This window comes from Nocardia sp. NPDC059764 (genome assembly GCF_042732555.1).
Taxonomy (GTDB): Bacteria; Actinomycetota; Actinomycetes; order Mycobacteriales; family Mycobacteriaceae; genus Nocardia.
Window position 1 is genome coordinate 41,885 of record NZ_JBHWHH010000020.1, and the last position, 16,122, is coordinate 58,006.

Here is a 16,122-nt window from a genome sequence, read left to right on the forward strand (position 1 = left end):
TCGGACTAGTGGCCGACCGGCAGCACGTCGGGCCGGTCGGCCTCGTCCAGCAGTTTGGTGGCGATATTGTCGATCGCCTGATCCAGCAGCGCTCGATCCCTCGGATCGGCGGAATCCCAATCGGTGAGCTGACTTTCGAGCCAGCGCTTCCACGCACCCCGCACCCGGTCGACCTCCTGCTCGCCCTTGGCGGTGAGGACGAGTTCGCCGCCGTCGCGGCGCAACAACCCCTCCCGCTCCGCTTTCACGTACACCGGATCGATCAATTCCGCAGGGATCCAATGGGTTCGGGCGATGTCCTCGAGGGTGGCGGCGCCGCGCAACCGGTTGTACATGCGCACCTGACCCAATGCCCACGCCTCGTCGCGCCCGAGCGAACTGCCCGCCGCCGCAAGGATTCCCGGATCCGGCACCGTGTTCTCCCGCAGCTTGCGCAGCACTCCCGCCACGCACCGCTCCAGCTGCACCAGCCGGTCGCCCGAGTCCGGCATGGAGAACTGCTCCCCCACGTCGGTGGCCTCCGCGCGAGCGCTGTCCCGCAGCGTGACCTGCTTCAGGAAAAACGCCACGACGAAGCCGAGCACCGCCACCGGCACCACCCAGCGGAACACGAAGTCGATGGAGTCGGCGTAGGCGTGAACGATCGGCGCGGCCTGCTCTGACGGCAGCTCCCGCAGCAGCGCCGGATTCTGCGCGACCTGCGGCGGCACCCGCGATTCGATCAGCGCCGCTTCCAGATTCGGCCGCAGCCGATTCGAGTACAGCGTGCCGAACACGGTGGTCCCGAAAGCGCTGCCGATGGTCCGGAAGAAGGTCACCCCGGAGGTGGCGGTCCCCAGATCCGAGTACGGGACGCTGTTCTGCACGGCGATGGTCAGCACCTGCATGGCCAGACCGACGCCCAGGCCCAGGATCAGCATGTACAGCGACATCAACCAGGTGCTGGTGCCCGGCCCCATGGTCGACATGAGGTAGAGACCCACCGCCATCACCGCGCACCCGATGATCGGAAACGCCTTGTAGTGCCCCGTCTTCCCGACGATATTGCCGGACAGGATGGAGGTGAAGAACAACCCGACCACCAGCGGCAGGGTGCGCAGCCCGGACGCGGTGGCCGACACGCCTTCCACGTACTGCAGATACGCGGGCAGGTAGGTCATGGCCCCCAGTAGCGCGAAGCCGACGATGAAGCTCAGGATCGAGCAGACGGTGAAAACATTGCTGCGGAACAGGTGCATGGGCAGCATGGGTTCGCGAGCCCGGAACTCCGCGGCCACGAAGGTGGCCAGCAACGCCGCGGCCGCCGCGAACAGGCCGATGATGGTGGGCGAGGTCCACGCGTATTCCTGTCCGCCCCATTCCAATCCGAGGATCAGGCAGGTGACGCCGACCGCGACCAGCGCGATGCCCAGGTAGTCCACGATCGGTTTCACCACGGCCCGGGTCACAGGGATGGTGCGCGCCGCGGCCGCGATCATGACGACGGCGAGCGGGACGTTCACGTAGAAGCACCACCGCCAGCTCAGGTGGTCGGTGAACAGTCCGCCCAGGGTGGGTCCGAGGACGGTGGTGATGCCGAACACCGCGCCGAGCGCGCCCTGGTACTTGCCGCGTTCGCGCAGCGGGATGACGTCGGCGATGAGCGCCATGGAGGTGACCATGAGCCCGCCCGCGCCCAGGCCCTGAATGGCGCGGGCCGCGATGAGCAGTGTCATGTCGTGTGCGAGCCCGGCGATCATCGAGCCGACGATGAACACGGCCCCGCTGATCTGGAAGACGAGTTTGCGGCCGAACAGGTCACCGAACTTGCCGGACAGGGCGGTGGCGATGGCCTCGGCCACCAGGTAGGAGGTGACCACCCAGGCCATGTGCCCGGCCCCGCCGAGATCCGCCACGATGGTGGGCAGCGCGGTGGAGACGATCGTGGAGTCCAGCGCGGCCATGAGCATGCCGAGCGCGACGGTTCCGAAGACGACGTTCCTTCGGCCGCGGCTCAGCGGCTGCGGGACGGGCTTGGCGGCGGTGACGCTGGCACCGGTCATCGGCCCAGTATGTGGCGCTCACCAGCGAAGATGCGGCAACGACACGGCAAACCGGGCATTGCGGGAGACATTCGGCGAGTTCGGCCTACCACTGGAACTTACCCTGGAGTAAGGTCGGGGCATCCGAGTGCGGAGCCGCACTGCGAACGCCGAACCTGCGAGGTCAACAGCCATGGCATGGAAGCCCAGCGATATCCCCGACCAGACCGGGCGCACGGTCGTGATCACCGGAGCCAATGGCGGCATCGGCGAGCAGACCACCAAGGTACTCGCGGGCAAGGGCGCGACCGTGATCATGGCCTGCCGCAATGCCGCCAAGGCCCAGCAGGTCGCCGACCGCATCGACGGCGACGTGCGGGTGGCGAGCCTGGACCTGGCCAGCCTGGACTCGGTCCGGCGGTTCGCCGAGAGCACCGGCGAATTCGACGTCCTGATCAATAACGCGGGCCTGATGAACATCCCGTTCTCGCGAACCCAGGACGGCTTCGAGACCCAGTGGGGCGTCAACCATCTCGGCCACTTCGCGCTGACCGGGCTGCTGCTCGACAAGATCGGCGACCGGGTGGTCACACTGGCCTCGATCGCCCACAAGCAGACCCCCAAGCTGTGGATCGACGACCTCAACTACGAGCACCGCCGCTACCAGCGCAACCTCGCCTACGCGCAGGCCAAGCTGTCCAACCTGATGTTCGCGCGGGAACTGCAGAACCGGCTCGCCGCGGCGGGCTCGGCCAAGCGCTCCTACGCCGTGCACCCGGGCGTCTCGGCCACCGACCTGTTCGCCCGGACCGAAACCCCCATGGACAAGATCTCCAAGCCGTTCATCCGGATCATCGGCCAGTCGCCCTTCCACGCGGCGTACTCCTCGCTGTTCGCGGCCACCGAGACCGACGCCGACCCGAACACCTACTGGGGTCCGACCCGCTTCTTCGGCAGCCAGGGCCCGGTCGAGGCCTCGCCCTCCAGCAAGATCTCCCGGGATCCGGAACTGCTGCGCCGGCTCTGGGAAGAATCCGAGCGTTTGACCGGGGTCACATTCAAGTTCTGATCGGCAACCTGCCTACTACGGGACCCGTAGTAGGCAGGTACCGTGGAGTGCGTGTCCGCTCCCCAACGCCGCCCGACCCTGATCGTGTTCGTGGTCGTGGCGTTCACGGCGTGCCTGGGTCTGGGCTACTGGCAGTGGACCCGGTTCGAATCGGGCGGCGGCACCTATCAGAATCTCGGCTACGCGCTGCAGTGGCCACTCTTCGCCGGATTCGTGATCTGGGCCTATGTCCGCTTCGTGCGGCTCGAGAAGGAAGCCGGGGAGGACGAAGCCCCGCCCGTCGAGCCCGGCACCGAGGCCACCGCCCGCCCCCGTCGCCCGAAGCCGGCCGCACCGCGTGAGATTCCCGCGGGCCTGCTGCCGGAGCGCCCCAAGGCCGCCCGGGACGAGGATCCAGAGCTCGCCGAATACAACAGGTATCTGGCCGACCTGCACGCCCGCGACATGGACGACCAGGTCCGTGACGCCGGACTGCAGCACACCGAGAGGAGCGCCGGTTGAACGCCAGCGACAATTCCGCGCCGTCCCCCGTCGCCACCGAGACCACCGCGCCCGCCCGCCCGCTCGGTTCGGCCGCGCCCGAGAAGATCCGCGGCGCGCTGACCCGCTACCGCGTGCTCGCCTACATCACCGGCGTCTGGCTGCTGGTGCTGTGCGGCGAGATGGTCTACAAGTACCTGCTCCTCGACGACAGCAGCACCGCCCCGCACTGGCTGTTCTACATCGGCCAGGTGCACGGGCTGTTCTACATGCTGTACCTGGTCTTCACCATCGACCTGGGCATCAAGGCGCGGTGGCAGCCCATGACCACCTTCCTGACCTGCCTGGCGGGCACGATTCCGTTCCTGTCCTTCGTCTTCGAGCACAACCGCACCCGCGAAGTGAAGGCCATTACCGCCTCCCCGGGACTTTAGCGGGCGGCTGAGGAGAGCCGACCACCGTGCACCCGTACCGGCGGTCGGGTGCCGAAACAATCTCGGGCGTACCCGGGGAGTTACCCCGGTCGGCACGAGATCAGTCGCCGCTTTCTCGATCGAACGACACGCGAACAGCAGAAAGGGGTTCGGAGACTCAATCTCCGAACCCCTTTCTCGTCCGCGGGTTCTCAGTTGCCGGCGAGCGCCGCCAGCGCGGGCAGCAGCCGGCGCAGGGCGCGGCCGCGGTGCGAGGCGGCGTCCTTCTCGGCCGGGGTGAGCTGGGCGGAGGAGCGTTCGCCGCCGTCCGGGATGAACAGCGGGTCGTAGCCGAAACCGCCGTCGCCCACCGGCTTCCGGCCGATGACGCCCGGCCATTCACCGCGCACGACCTCCTCGACACCGTCGCCGACCAACGCGCAGGCCGAGACGAAACGGGCCCCGCGACGCTCGTCGGGGACATCGCCGAGCTGGGCCAGCAGCAGGGTGTTATTGGCCTCGTCATTGCCGTGTGCGCCCGACCAGCGGGCCGAGAGCACGCCCGGCATGCCGTTGAGGGCATCCACCTCGAGGCCGGAATCGTCTGCGACACAGGGCAATCCGGTGGCAGCGAAACCGTCGCGCGCCTTCAGCAGGGCATTGCCCTCGAAGGTCGGTTCGGTTTCGGGGGCCTCGTCGTAGGGCTCGACATCGTTCAGGCCGACGAGCTCGATGCCCGCGACGCCGGCCTCGTCCAGGATGCGGCGCAGCTCGGTGAGCTTCTTGGCATTGCGGCTGGCGACCAGGACGCGGGTCATCGCTTCTTGGACTCCTCGGGCTCGGGCAGCACGCCCGGGTACGGCAGCGCGAGGGCTTCCTTCTGCACCACGAACAGCTGCTCACAACCCGCCAGCGCGGAATCGAGCAGCTTGTCCAGGGTGGAGCGCGGGAAGGTGGCGCCTTCGCCGGTGCCCTGGATCTCGACCAGGGTGCCGGTGTCGGTGGCGACCACGTTCATGTCGACCTCGGCGCGCGAGTCCTCCTCGTAGGGCAGGTCCAGGCGCACCCGGCCGTCCACCACGCCGACGCTCACCGCGGCGATGGCGCAGGAGATCGGTTGCGGGTCGGCCAGTTTCCCGGCCGCGCCCAGGTAGGTGATGGCGTCCGAGAGCGCCACGTACGCGCCGGTGATGGCGGCGGTGCGGGTGCCGCCGTCGGCCTGCAGCACGTCGCAGTCCAGGGCGATGGTGTTCTCGCCGATCGCGGCCAGGTCGATGCAGGCGCGCAGCGAACGGCCGATCAGCCGGGAGATCTCCTGGGTGCGGCCACCGACCTTGCCCTTCACCGACTCTCGGCCCGAGCGGGTGTGGGTGGCGGCGGGCAGCATGGCGTATTCGGCGGTCAGCCAGCCCAATCCGGAATCACGCCGCCACGGCGGGACGCCGTCGGTCACGCTGGCGGTGCACATCACCCGCGTCTGCCCGAACTCCACCAGCACCGACCCGGCCGGGTGCGAAGTGAAACCCCGAGTGATCTTTACGTCGCGGAGTTGGTCATCCGCCCTGCCATCGGCTCGTTTCGACACGACGCTCAGCGTAACGGGACGATCAGATGTCGAAGACCTCGCCCGGGGACACGGCGTGTACGGGACCGCTGAACACGGCCTTCGCCTCGGCGATGACGTCCTCGCGGGAGGTCCACGGCGGAATGTGGGTGAGCAGCAGCTCGCCGACGCCCGCGCGGGCCGCGATCAGGCCCGCCTCGTGGCCGGAGAGGTGGATGCCGGGCGGGCGGTTGGCCGGGTCGTGGGTCCACGACGCCTCCGCCAGCAGAACGTCTGCGCCGCTGGCCAACTCGAAGACCTCGTCGCACAGGGCGGTGTCGCCGGTGTAGACCAGGGTGCGGCCCGCCGCGGTGGTGATGCGCAGGCCGTAGGACTCCGGCGGGTGGAACATGCGCCGCGCCTCGACGGTGTGGCTGGTGCCGAACGGGACCGGGACGCCCGCCTGCCAGGGCCGCATGTCGATGACGTCGGACCAGTCGTCGGTCTCGCCGCCGATCTCCGCGGAGGCGTTGCCGATCCGCAGCGAGGTGTCGGCCGGGCCGTAGACGACGGCCTTACCGGTCGGCGGGTTCGGGTGGTAGCGACGCCACACCAGCAGGCCCGGCAAATCCAGGCAGTGATCGGCGTGCAGGTGGGTGAGGAAGATGTCGACCTCGCCCGGATCCAGGTGACGCTGCAACGCGCCGAGCACGCCGGGGCCGAAATCGATGACGGTCGGTGTCATATCCGGGCCGGTCAGCAGGTAACCCGACGCCGGGGAATCCGGGCCGGACACGCTGCCCGAGCACCCGAGGACGGTGAGGCGCATTCCCCCATGCTGCCACGCTGCATTCTCACTCAACGGAGGGATCCCCCAAATCGCCGACCGCGACCAGCGTCACCCCTACGACGTGAGACGGCCGGCGTCAGCCCCGCGACGATGACGACGTTCATGAGCAGAGAGTACCCATCCGGCAACCACTCCACCCACCGCCCCGAAAAGATGTCCTTGCCAAGAGATTTCCGGGTTGCTCGGCAGCACGCCCCACAGGATCGACCCGTAGACGGCCAGCACCCCCAATCCGACCGCGATCTGCACCACATTCCGCGAGAACCAGCCCCAGCAGATCAGATATGTGAGCCAGCCGAACACCAGTCCCGAGGCCCCCACCGACACGGTGTGCGGCATGGCCGTCAGCCACACCCCGGCACCGGCGATCACCCAGATCATGGCGGTCGCCGCCAGCCCGCGCCCGATCCCGGTCAGCAGCGTGAGCAGGCCGAGCACCAGCACCGGCAGCGTGTTCGCCAGCAGGTGCCCCCAATTGGCATGCAGGACAGGCGCGAACAGGATGCCGGTCAGGCCCTCGCCGGAACGCGGCCGCACCCCGTTCTGTTCGAGGCTGCCGCCGGACAGGCTGTCGACGGCTTCCACGCCGTACAGCAGCGCGGTGAAGCTCAGTGTCAGCGCAATGGCGCGCTGCCACAGCGATTTCAGGGCCCCCGGGCCGGACGGACCGGTGTCGCCGGTCGGGACGGGCGTGCGTCCCGCCCCCGGGTCGGCCAATTCCCTGCGCAGCCGCGCGATCCGCTCCGGATCGAACGACGCGCCCATGCCGCTGCCACCGCTCATGGCAAGACCTCCTAGCCCTGCCCCGAGCGTACCGCCGGATCAGGCCCAGAGCTGGCCGTCGAGCCTCTCCTCCGCCTCCTCCAGCGTGCCGTCGTAGGCGCCGGTGGACAGATACTTCCAGCCGCCGTCGGCGACCACGAACGCGATATCGGCACGCCGCCCGGCCTTCTCGGCCTTCTTGGCCACCCCGAGCGCGGCGTGCAGGATCGCACCCGTCGAGATGCCCGCGAAAATGCCCTCTTCCTGCACCAATTCACGGGTGCGGCGGATCGCGTCGTAGGGGCCGACCGAGAATCGGGAGGTCAGCACCGACTCGTCGTAGAGCTCCGGGACGAAGCCCTCGTCGAGATTGCGCAGGCCGTAGACCAGTTCGCCGTAGCGGGGCTCGGCGGCGACGATATCGATGCCCGACACCTTCTCGCGCAGGAAGCGACCGGTGCCCATGAGCGTGCCGGTGGTGCCGAGACCGGCCACGAAATGCGTGATCTCGGGCAGATCGGCCAGGATCTCCGGGCCGGTGGTCTCGTAGTGCGCGAGCGCGTTGGCCGGATTGCCGTACTGGTAGAGCATCACCCAGTCCGGATTCTCGGCCGCGATCTGCTTGGCCAGCGCCACGGCCTGATTGGAGCCACCCGCGGCCGGGGAGTCGATGATCTCCGCGCCGAACATGGTGAGCAGCTGCCGCCGCTCCACCGAGGTGTTCTCCGGCATCACGCACACCAGCCGGTACCCCTTGAGCTTGGCCGCCATGGCCAGCGAGATGCCGGTATTGCCGCTGGTCGGCTCCAGGATCGTGCAGCCGGGCGTGAGCCGCCCGTCGGCCTCGGCCGCCTCGATCATGCGCAACGCCGGACGGTCCTTGATGGAACCGGTCGGATTGCGGTCCTCGAGCTTGGCCCACAGGCGCACGTGCTCGTCACCGTCCCAGCGCGGGGACAGGTTCTTGAGACCCACCAGCGGAGTGTTGCCGAGGGTCGCGATCAGCGACTCGTAGCGGGCCACGGTCAGCGCGCCCCGCCGGCGACCGCGGGCAGGATGGTCACCGAGCCGCCCTCGGGCACCTCGGCGTCCAGGCCGCCGGTGAAACGCACGTCCTCGTCGTCGACGTAGACATTGACGTAGCGCTTGAGCCTGCCGTCCTCCAGCAGCTTCGCCGCCAGGCCCGGGTAGTTGGCCTCCAGGTCGGCGATGACGGCGGCCAGGGTCGCGCCCTGCGCCTGAACTCGCTTCTCGCCCTTGGTGATCGGGCGCATGATGGTCGGGATGGACACGGTGACCGGCATCGGGGGGACTCCTCTGTTTCTGGGTGGACGCTAGGCGGGGTAGGCGGCGACGATCTCGACCGGTTCCTCGGTGACGACACCGTCGAGGATCCGGTAGCTGCGCAGCTCGTGCTCGTGCGGATCCCGGGTGGAGACCAGCACGTAGTGGGCATGGGGTTCGGAGGCGAAGGACACGTCGGTGCGGCTCGGGTAGGCCTCGGTCGCGGTGTGCGAGTGGTAGATCACCACCGGCTCCTCCTCGGCGGCGTCCAGCTCCCGCCACAGGCGCAGGTGCTCGTCGGAATCGAACTCGTAGAAGGTGGGCGAGCGGGCGGCATTGATCATCGGCACGAACCGCTCGGGACGATCGGAGCCCTCGGGACCGGCCAGGATGCCGCAGGCCTCGTCGGGGTGGTCGGCGCGCGCGTGCGCGACCATCGCCTCCACCAGGTCCGCCCTGATCACCAGCACCGTCGCATCCTTCCGTTCGCACCCGGCCGAACGGCCGAAACGCTCCCGTCAACAGGTGAGAATATGCCGGTATTCCCGGGGCGGCCGGTCACCCTCGCGCCCGGGTTGTCTCAATCGCCGAACAGGTCGCGGTAGGTCGGGATGCCCGCCACCGCCGTCGCGGACAGGATCGCGTCCACGATCGCCCGCTCCACGCACACCGCGGCCGCCGTGCACAGCTGGTCCAGGATCAGCAGATCCGCGGGAAAGGCCGGGGGCAGTGGGAAATTCGGCTGCTGCTCGGCGGTCCCGGTGGCCAGCGCGAACAGGGTGTCGCCGTCCAGCGGGGAATGCGCGGGCCGGATGGCCCGGGCCAGACCGTCGTGCGCGGTGGTGGCCAGACGGCGGCAGGCCGCCGGATCCAGCGCCGCGTCGGTGGCGACCACGCCGATCGTGGTGTTGAGCACGGTGCCCTTCACCGCCAGCGCGTTCGCGGCGGTCAGCTGCGCGGCAGTGGGCGCGCGCAGCCCGAAGAACTCGGGACCGTCGGTGCCCGCACCCCACGGGAACCCGGTGCGCGGATCGAACACCGAGCCGACCGGATTGGCCACGATCACCGCGCCCACGGTGATCCCCGCGGCCGGGCCTTCCGCGAAACGCACACTGGCCGTGCCGATTCCGCCCTTGATCGACCCCGCCCGCGCGCCCACGCCCGCACCGGCCGTACCACGCGCGAACTCTTCCCCCGCGGCGTCGGCGGCGAGGAACCCGGCGTCGGCGTCGGGCCGGGTGTTCCACGCGCCCACCGGCAGATCGAAGATGACCGCCCCGGGCACGATCGGCACCACACGCGAGGGATCGGTGGGATCCATCGGAATGCCCTCCCGATGCTCCTCCAGCCAGCGCATCACCCCGTCGGCCGCGGCCAGGCCGTAGGCGCTGCCGCCGGCGAGCAGGATCGCATTCGCCTGCCGCACAGTGTTTCCCGGATCCAGCAGATCGGTCTCGCGGGTGCCGGGACCGCCGCCGCGCACGTCCACCGCGGCGACCGCGCCGCCCGGCACGCGCACCACCGTGCAGCCGGTGGCCGCGCCCTCGCCGAGAGTGGCGTTCGGATCCAGGAGGCTGTGGTGCCCGACCAGCACCCCGCCGACGTCGGTGATCGAATTACGTGGTCCCGCAACACTGTTCACGGCGCTCCTCCTCGGTGACCGGGTCCGGCTCGGTGCCCACGCTAGCGTCGGCGGGCGCGCTACGGGGCCAGCGCCTGGATCAGCGAGTCCTGCATCCAGGTGAGCCAGTGGTAGACCTCGAGGCTCGGGCCGCGGGGGTCGTCATCCGGGAAATGCTCGGGCGTGTCGGCGTCGATGTCGAGGGCCGTGCCCAGGGCCAGGCGGACGTCGTTGAGGGCGGTGAGCCAGGCGTCGGCCTGCTCGGGGTTGATGACTATGCGGCCGCCCTGCGGGGGCAGCGTGTCCAGGACGACCCGGCCCGCGGCCACTTTGGATTCGATGATCTCCGGCTCGTGGAGGCTGCGCAGGGCGCTGTTCAGGTCGGCGCGCTCGGCGTCGGGGGAACCGGGCTCGGGGCGGTGGAAGTCCGGCAGCAGCCGCGCCAGCCGCGGGTCGGCGGGCGGAGTCGAGTTGCCCAGCTGTAGCCCGGTCAGCGCCGCGAGATCGTCCTCGGGGGCCGATTCGGCCCGGTCGACCAGCAGTCCGGTGACCGCGCCGACCAGGGAACGCAGGACGTCCGCCTCGTGGGCGTCCATTTCCGAACGCAGCTTCAGCCCGCCCAGGGAGTTCTTTCTGCTCCACTTCCGCACGGGTTCACCGTAGTCGCCTTGTTCACTCGTCACGTTGCATGGTCGCCCACAGCCCGGCGGCGTGCAGCCGTTGGACGTCGTGCTCCATCTTGTCGCGCGAACCGGCGGACACCACGGCCTTGCCATCGTTGTGGACCTTCAGCATCAGCTCGGTTGCCTTACCTTTGCTGTAGCCGAAGAGCTTCTGGAAAATGTAGGTCACGTAGTGCATGAGATTGACCGGATCGTCCCATACGACGGTGACCCAGGGCCGATCCTCTGCTTCCAGAATCTCGGAATGTTCAATGGCCTCCGGTGTCGCCTGTGCCGACGACAGTGTCGCGCCGACGCCCACCGAACCGGCGGTCATCTCGACAACGTCTTCTTCACACAGACCCATAACAACCAGGGTACGACTCGACCGCAACGAAACAACAGCCCAGCCGACACGCCGCCCCGGCCGGGGCGTGGCATCAAAGCCCGGCGCGGCGCGGAGTCCGGGAGGCGCGCCGGGGTGTGCCTACAGTGGGGATCGTGATGATCGCTGACGGACTGACCAGTACTGCCTTGCTGACCGACCAGTACGAGCTCACCATGCTGGCGGCGGCGCTGGCCGACGATTCGGCGCAGCGGCAGTGCACCTTCGAGGTGTTCGCTCGGAGATTGCCGAACGGTCGTCGTTACGGCGTGGTCGCGGGGACCGGGCGTTTGCTGGCCGCCCTGGGCGAATTCCGTTTCGGGGAGCCCGAACTCGCGGTCGCCGCCAAGTTCCTCGACGATCGAACCCTGGAGTGGTTGCGCGACTACCGCTTCCGCGGCCGGATCGACGGTTATCGCGAGGGCGAGCTGTTCTTCCCCGGCTCCCCCATCGTCACCGTACGCGGCACCTTCGCCGAATGCGTACTGCTGGAAACCCTGATCCTGTCCATCTACAACCACGACAGCGCCATCGCCGCCGCGGCCGCCCGCATGGTCAGCGCCGCCGGGGGCCGCCGCATGATCGAAATGGGTTCGCGCCGAACCCACGAACTCGCCGCCCCCGCCAGCGCCCGCGCCGCCTACCTGGCCGGCTTCGACGCCACCTCCAACCTGGAGGCGGCCCGCAGCTTCGGGGTGCCCAGCGCCGGGACCAGCGCGCACGCCTTCACCCTGCTGCACAGCGGCCGCGACGGCGCGCACGAGGCGGCGGCCTTCCGCAGTCAGGTCGAGGCCCTGGGCGTAGGCACCACGCTGCTGGTGGACACCTTCGACATCACCCGCGGCGTGGCCACCGCCATCGAGGTGGCGGGACCCGAATTGGGCGGGGTGCGTATCGATTCCGGCGATCTGGGCGTGCTCGCCCGGCAGGTGCGCGAACAGCTGGACGCCCTGGGCGCCATCCGCACCCGCATCGTGGTGTCCGGTGACCTGGACGAGTACGCCATCGCCGCGCTGCGCGCCGAACCGGTCGACGTCTACGGCGTCGGCACCTCGCTGGTCACCGGCTCGGGCGCGCCCACCGCGGGCATGGTCTACAAGCTGGTCGAGGTGGAGGGCGTCCCGGTCGCGAAACGCAGCTCCCACAAGGAGTCTCGCGGCGGCACCAAGCGCGCCGTGCGCCTGTCCCGCGACACCGGCACCGTGGTCGAGGAGATCGTCTACCCGGCCGTCTCGGACCGCCCCGAGTCCGACCGCTTCGAGGTCCGCGACCTCCAGGTCCCCCTGGTCCGCGACGGCGAGGCGCTCCCCGGCCTGCCGACCCTGGCCCAGAGCCGCGAACTGGTCGCGAAGGGCCTGATCAGTCTTCCGTGGGAGGGCCTGAAGCTCTCGGCGGGCGAACCGGCGATCCCGACGACCTTCCAGGGCTGACCACCGAGCGGCACAATGCAGTACGAGACCCGAACCGCTGTGGTTCGCCCAGGCCCCGGGAGGCAGTCCATGAGCCGAGCCCTGATCGTCGTCGACGTCCAGAACGACTTCTGTGAGGGCGGCTCGCTGGCCGTGGCGGGCGGCGCGGCCGTGGCCGAACGCATCACCGAATATCTGGGCGTCTCCGATTACACCGCGATCGTCGCCACCCGCGACTTCCACATCGACCCGGGCGCGCACTTCTCCGCGCAGCCCGACTACGTCGACACCTGGCCGCCGCACTGCCGTGTCGGCACCCCCGGCGCGGACTTCCACCCCGCCTTCGACACCACCGCGATCCAGGAGATCTTCTCCAAGGGCGCCTACACCGCCGCCTACTCCGGATTCGAGGGCACGGCCACCGACGGCGACACCGCCCTGGACGCCTGGCTGCGCGACCGCGGCATCGACGCCGTGGACGTCTGCGGCATCGCCACCGACCACTGTGTCCGTGCGACGGCCTTGGACGCCCGCGCGGCGGGCTTCGACACCCGGGTCCTGCTCGGCCTCACCGCCGCCGTCTCCCCCGACACCCTGTCCACCGCGTTGAAGACCCTGCGCGAGTCGGGTGTGGAACTGGCCGGGACGTTGGAGTAACCCGCCTGGTCGTCGGCGGAAATCGGTCCTGCCGGACGGCCCGCCGAGGTTTGCGCGAGGGTTGTCGGCGCGGCGCAGTAATCTCGTCGCGTGCCCGAACTGCCTGCCGTTCCCAAGCTCCTGGCCACCGCTGTACAGGCGTTGGGGGGTAAGGAACGCAAGGGGCAGCAGACCATGGCCGCGGCGGTCGCGCATGCCATCGACACCGGTGAACACCTGGCTGTCCAGGCCGGGACGGGTACCGGAAAGTCCCTCGCCTATCTCGTTCCGAGTCTGCGCCACGCGGTGCGGACGGGACGGACCGTCGTGGTGTCGACGGCGACCATCGCCCTGCAGCGTCAGCTGGTGGATCGCGACCTCCCGCGCCTGGCCGACGCACTCGCGTCGGATCTGGGTCGCGTGCCGCAGTTCGCGATTCTCAAGGGGCGCAACAACTATCTGTGCCTGAACAAGATCAACAGTGCGATTCCGGACGAGCCGGAACAGGAACTGTTCGACGCGTTCGCCATCTCGAAGCTGGGGCGCGAGGTCCAGCGCCTCAACGAATGGGTCTCCGACACCGAGAACGGCGACCGCGACGAGCTCACCCCCGGCGTCACCGATCGCGCGTGGCGGCAGGTGAGCGTCAGCTCCCGCGAATGCGTGGGCAAGTCCCGCTGCGCGTTCGGCCAGGACTGCTTCGCGGAGAAGGCGCGCGCCGAATCCGCCCAGGCCGATGTGGTGGTGACCAATCACGCGCTGCTGGCCATCGACGCCATCAGCGGCATCCAGGTGCTGCCCGAACACGACGTGGTGGTCGTGGACGAGGCGCACGAACTGGTGGACCGGGTGACCGGCGTGGCCACCGCCGAACTGTCCACCGGCGGCATCAGCGCCGCCGCCAAACGCTGCTCCAAGCTCATCGACGAACAGGAAGTGGACCGGCTCGAGGGCGCGGCCGAGGCCTGGCACGGCCTGCTCGACGACCTGCAGCCCGGCCGCTGGGACCGGATGCCCGACGGCGCGGCCCCGGTGCTGGCGCTGATCCGCGACGCGGCCTGGAACGCCCGCACCGCGCTGGCCCCGCAGGGCGGCCAGGCCGCCGATCCCGAGTCGGCGGCGGCCCGCAATCAGGCGCTGGCGGCGGTGGAGGAGGTGCACGACGCCGCGGTCCGGGTGCTGACCACCTTCGAGGAGGCCGATCCGGCCGCGCACCGCGACGTGGTCTGGCTGTCCTCGGAGGAGCTCCGCGGGGTGCCGCGCCGGACCCTGCAGATGGCCCCGCTGTCGGTGGGCGGTCTGCTGCGCAGCCGTCTGTTCGGCACCGCCACCGTGGTGCTGGCCTCGGCGACACTGCAGATCGGTGGATCCTTCGACAATCTGGCGGTGACCTGGGGGCTGCCGCCGCAGTCGTCGGCGGTGGTGGATCCGGCGCTGGCCAACGGCGCCGAGGCCCCCTCGGATGAGAAAGCGCTGCGCTGGAATTCGGTGGACGTGGGTTCGCCGTTCGATCACGCCAAGTCCGGAATCCTGTACGTGGCAAAGCATCTGCCCGCACCGGGCCGGGACGGGCTGCCACAGTCCTACCTGGACGAGATCGAACGTCTCATTCGCGCGGCGGGCGGGCGCACGCTCGGGCTTTTCTCGTCGATGCGAGCGGCCAAGGCGGCCACCGAGATTCTGCGTGAACGGCTCGATACGCCCGTGTTGTGCCAAGGTGACGACGCGACCGGCGCACTTGTCCGGAAATTCGCCGACGACCCGGAAACCTCACTGTTCGGAACACTTTCGCTATGGCAGGGCGTGGATGTCCCGGGGCCGTCGCTGAGTCTGGTGATCCTGGACCGCATTCCGTTCCCGCGCCCGGACGACCCGCTGCTGGTGGCCCGCCAGCGGGCGGTCGAATCCCGAGGTGGCAATGGCTTTCTGTCGATCGCGGCGAATCACGCGGCGCTGCTGCTGGCCCAGGGCACGGGCCGCCTGCTGCGCAGTGTGGACGATCGCGGCGTTATCGCAATTCTCGATTCGCGACTCGCGACGGCACGCTATGGCGGTTATCTCCGAGCATCTTTACCACCTTATTGGGAAACATCCGATCCCCAAGTTGTGACAAAAGCTCTCGAACGACTGACAAATAGTGTCGCACAATTGAAATGACCTGTGAGAACCCTCACAGGAGTAGCTCCTACTTCCGGGCAGAAGTAAATTGGATTTCGATACTCCGGTGAACCCCCAATTCCCACATCGGATGTGTCCGTAGTCCCCGCGCCAAGCCCTGCACGCGGCGCGGGGACCCGAAACTTCCCGATCGGGTTTCGCTACTTCACCGCAAGGGTGATGAGCGCGGCCACCACGCCGAGCGCGATCGCTCCGGCACTCCAGGCCAGACCCTGACGCTGCCACGGACGGCCCGCGTCGAGCGAGATCCGGCCCGGGCCCGCGAACGCGAAGGCGACCGCCACGAGGGCGTAGACCGCGGGCAGCTCCCACATCGCGAAGCCGCCGCTCCAGGCGGCGTTCACCGCATTGATCATGGTGCCCAGCACGATGGCCGCGGCCAGTGGCGTCAGCAGGCCCAGCGCCAGCAGCAGACCGCCGGCCACCTCGCTCAGCCCGGCCAGGGTGGCGAAGAACTTGCCCGGGTCGTAGCCCATTTTCGCGAACGAGCCCGCGGTGGCGTCCAGGCCGTAGCCGTTGAACCAGCCGAACAACTTCTGACTGCCGTGCACGGCCAGCAGGCCACCGACGCTGACCCGCACGATGGCGAGGCCGATGTCGATACCGGCCGGAGCCTTGGAGGTGGTGGCGTTCACGGTTGCGGTCATGACGGGTCCTCGTCTTTCGGTTCTCTACATTACTCCGGTCATATATCCGGACCGTGGTCCGCTTCGGAGCCTACAGCAGGTCCCCAACGAGAGCGGGCGCGAGGCTATTCCGCCGCCCCCCCCCAAACCCCCGCGCCCCCGCGCACCCCCTCCCAAAACCAC

At 69.2% G+C, this 16,122-nt stretch carries 18 protein-coding genes; 6 read left to right on the plus strand and 12 right to left on the minus strand.

Annotated features, from left to right (window positions below; translation table 11 throughout):
- Positions 1-5 precede the first annotated feature (5 nt).
- A complete protein-coding gene (locus ACFV4K_RS06815; RefSeq protein ID WP_379272678.1) occupies positions 6-2,042 on the minus strand; it encodes an MDR family MFS transporter in 2,037 nt (678 codons plus the stop codon).
- 172 nt (positions 2,043-2,214) lie between these two features.
- On the opposite strand from ACFV4K_RS06815, the gene ACFV4K_RS06820 reads away from it, so the two are divergent.
- The 3 genes from ACFV4K_RS06820 to ACFV4K_RS06830 are packed head-to-tail and all read left to right on the plus strand — an operon-like array spanning position 2,215 to position 4,004.
- Positions 2,215-3,090, plus strand: a complete 876-nt coding sequence (locus tag ACFV4K_RS06820) for an oxidoreductase (RefSeq protein WP_379272680.1) — start codon at positions 2,215-2,217, stop codon at positions 3,088-3,090.
- A 42-nt stretch (positions 3,091-3,132) separates the two neighbouring features.
- On the plus strand, positions 3,133-3,591 hold the full coding sequence (locus ACFV4K_RS06825) for a transcriptional regulator (RefSeq protein ID WP_379272682.1): 459 nt from the start codon (positions 3,133-3,135) through the stop codon (positions 3,589-3,591).
- Positions 3,588-4,004, plus strand: a complete 417-nt coding sequence (locus ACFV4K_RS06830; RefSeq protein WP_379272684.1) for a DUF3817 domain-containing protein — start codon at positions 3,588-3,590, stop codon at positions 4,002-4,004. The genes ACFV4K_RS06825 and ACFV4K_RS06830 overlap by 4 nt, the downstream gene beginning before the upstream one ends.
- Before the next feature lie 191 nt (positions 4,005-4,195).
- Here ACFV4K_RS06830 and ACFV4K_RS06835 read toward each other — a convergent pair whose 3' ends face one another.
- The 10 genes from ACFV4K_RS06835 to clpS all read right to left on the minus strand — a co-directional run bounded on the left by ACFV4K_RS06835 (position 4,196) and on the right by clpS (position 11,072).
- Entirely contained in the window at positions 4,196-4,801 is a 606-nt protein-coding gene (locus ACFV4K_RS06835) for a non-canonical purine NTP pyrophosphatase (RefSeq protein ID WP_379272685.1), read from the minus strand.
- Positions 4,798-5,568 (minus strand): ribonuclease PH, encoded by a 771-nt coding sequence (gene rph / locus ACFV4K_RS06840; RefSeq protein ID WP_379272686.1) that lies wholly within the window; start codon positions 5,566-5,568, stop codon positions 4,798-4,800. The genes ACFV4K_RS06835 and rph overlap by 4 nt, the downstream gene beginning before the upstream one ends.
- Positions 5,569-5,590: 22 nt before the next feature.
- Complete coding sequence (locus ACFV4K_RS06845) at positions 5,591-6,355, minus strand: cyclic nucleotide-degrading phosphodiesterase (RefSeq protein ID WP_379272688.1); 765 nt, start codon at positions 6,353-6,355, stop codon at positions 5,591-5,593.
- Positions 6,356-6,430: 75 nt separating this feature from the next.
- Positions 6,431-7,159 (minus strand): rhomboid family intramembrane serine protease, encoded by a 729-nt coding sequence (locus ACFV4K_RS06850; protein WP_379272689.1) that lies wholly within the window; start codon positions 7,157-7,159, stop codon positions 6,431-6,433.
- A 39-nt stretch (positions 7,160-7,198) separates the two neighbouring features.
- Complete coding sequence (locus tag ACFV4K_RS06855; RefSeq protein WP_379272691.1) at positions 7,199-8,161, minus strand: PLP-dependent cysteine synthase family protein; 963 nt, start codon at positions 8,159-8,161, stop codon at positions 7,199-7,201.
- 2 nt (positions 8,162-8,163) lie between these two features.
- The gene (locus ACFV4K_RS06860) at positions 8,164-8,442 is read right to left on the minus strand and encodes a MoaD/ThiS family protein (protein ID WP_379272693.1); all 279 of its coding nucleotides are present in this window, start codon (positions 8,440-8,442) and stop codon (positions 8,164-8,166) included.
- 30 nt (positions 8,443-8,472) lie between these two features.
- Positions 8,473-8,892 (minus strand): Mov34/MPN/PAD-1 family protein, encoded by a 420-nt coding sequence (locus ACFV4K_RS06865; RefSeq protein WP_379272695.1) that lies wholly within the window; start codon positions 8,890-8,892, stop codon positions 8,473-8,475.
- A gap of 110 nt (positions 8,893-9,002) precedes the next feature.
- Positions 9,003-10,064 (minus strand): P1 family peptidase, encoded by a 1,062-nt coding sequence (locus ACFV4K_RS06870; protein ID WP_379272697.1) that lies wholly within the window; start codon positions 10,062-10,064, stop codon positions 9,003-9,005.
- Positions 10,065-10,123: 59 nt separating this feature from the next.
- On the minus strand, positions 10,124-10,693 hold the full coding sequence (locus ACFV4K_RS06875) for a DUF2017 domain-containing protein (protein ID WP_379272699.1): 570 nt from the start codon (positions 10,691-10,693) through the stop codon (positions 10,124-10,126).
- 22 nt (positions 10,694-10,715) lie between these two features.
- Positions 10,716-11,072 (minus strand): ATP-dependent Clp protease adapter ClpS, encoded by a 357-nt coding sequence (clpS, locus tag ACFV4K_RS06880; RefSeq protein ID WP_379272701.1) that lies wholly within the window; start codon positions 11,070-11,072, stop codon positions 10,716-10,718.
- Positions 11,073-11,209: 137 nt separating this feature from the next.
- Between clpS and ACFV4K_RS06885 the strand changes: the two genes are divergently transcribed.
- The 3 genes from ACFV4K_RS06885 to ACFV4K_RS06895 all read left to right on the plus strand — a co-directional run bounded on the left by ACFV4K_RS06885 (position 11,210) and on the right by ACFV4K_RS06895 (position 15,292).
- The gene (locus ACFV4K_RS06885; RefSeq protein ID WP_379272710.1) at positions 11,210-12,520 is read left to right on the plus strand and encodes a nicotinate phosphoribosyltransferase; all 1,311 of its coding nucleotides are present in this window, start codon (positions 11,210-11,212) and stop codon (positions 12,518-12,520) included.
- Positions 12,521-12,589: 69 nt separating this feature from the next.
- Positions 12,590-13,156, plus strand: coding sequence for an isochorismatase family protein (locus ACFV4K_RS06890; RefSeq protein ID WP_379272703.1), 567 nt, complete (start codon positions 12,590-12,592; stop codon positions 13,154-13,156).
- A gap of 90 nt (positions 13,157-13,246) precedes the next feature.
- Positions 13,247-15,292: an ATP-dependent DNA helicase gene (locus ACFV4K_RS06895; RefSeq protein WP_357098644.1), complete on the plus strand. Its 2,046-nt coding sequence runs from the start codon at positions 13,247-13,249 to the stop codon at positions 15,290-15,292.
- Between the two features lie 161 nt (positions 15,293-15,453).
- Here the strand turns inward: ACFV4K_RS06895 and ACFV4K_RS06900 are convergent, their stop codons facing one another.
- Positions 15,454-15,960, minus strand: coding sequence for a DoxX family protein (locus tag ACFV4K_RS06900; protein ID WP_379272705.1), 507 nt, complete (start codon positions 15,958-15,960; stop codon positions 15,454-15,456).
- Positions 15,961-16,122 lie beyond the last annotated feature (162 nt).

Bases quoted from the DNA above. Each gene is read 5' to 3' on its own strand.
- ACFV4K_RS06885 (WP_379272710.1), top strand. From the start codon at position 11,210: ATGATCGCTGACGGACTGACCAGTACTGCCTTGCTGACCGACCAGTAC.
- ACFV4K_RS06835 (WP_379272685.1), bottom strand. From the start codon at position 4,801: ATGACCCGCGTCCTGGTCGCCAGCCGCAATGCCAAGAAGCTCACCGAG.
- ACFV4K_RS06845 (WP_379272688.1), bottom strand. From the start codon at position 6,355: ATGCGCCTCACCGTCCTCGGGTGCTCGGGCAGCGTGTCCGGCCCGGAT.
- ACFV4K_RS06890 (WP_379272703.1), top strand. From the start codon at position 12,590: ATGAGCCGAGCCCTGATCGTCGTCGACGTCCAGAACGACTTCTGTGAG.
- clpS (WP_379272701.1), bottom strand. From the start codon at position 11,072: ATGGGTCTGTGTGAAGAAGACGTTGTCGAGATGACCGCCGGTTCGGTG.
- ACFV4K_RS06820 (WP_379272680.1), top strand. From the start codon at position 2,215: ATGGCATGGAAGCCCAGCGATATCCCCGACCAGACCGGGCGCACGGTC.
- ACFV4K_RS06900 (WP_379272705.1), bottom strand. From the start codon at position 15,960: ATGACCGCAACCGTGAACGCCACCACCTCCAAGGCTCCGGCCGGTATC.
- ACFV4K_RS06860 (WP_379272693.1), bottom strand. From the start codon at position 8,442: ATGCCGGTCACCGTGTCCATCCCGACCATCATGCGCCCGATCACCAAG.
- ACFV4K_RS06815 (WP_379272678.1), bottom strand. From the start codon at position 2,042: ATGACCGGTGCCAGCGTCACCGCCGCCAAGCCCGTCCCGCAGCCGCTG.
- ACFV4K_RS06850 (WP_379272689.1), bottom strand. From the start codon at position 7,159: ATGAGCGGTGGCAGCGGCATGGGCGCGTCGTTCGATCCGGAGCGGATC.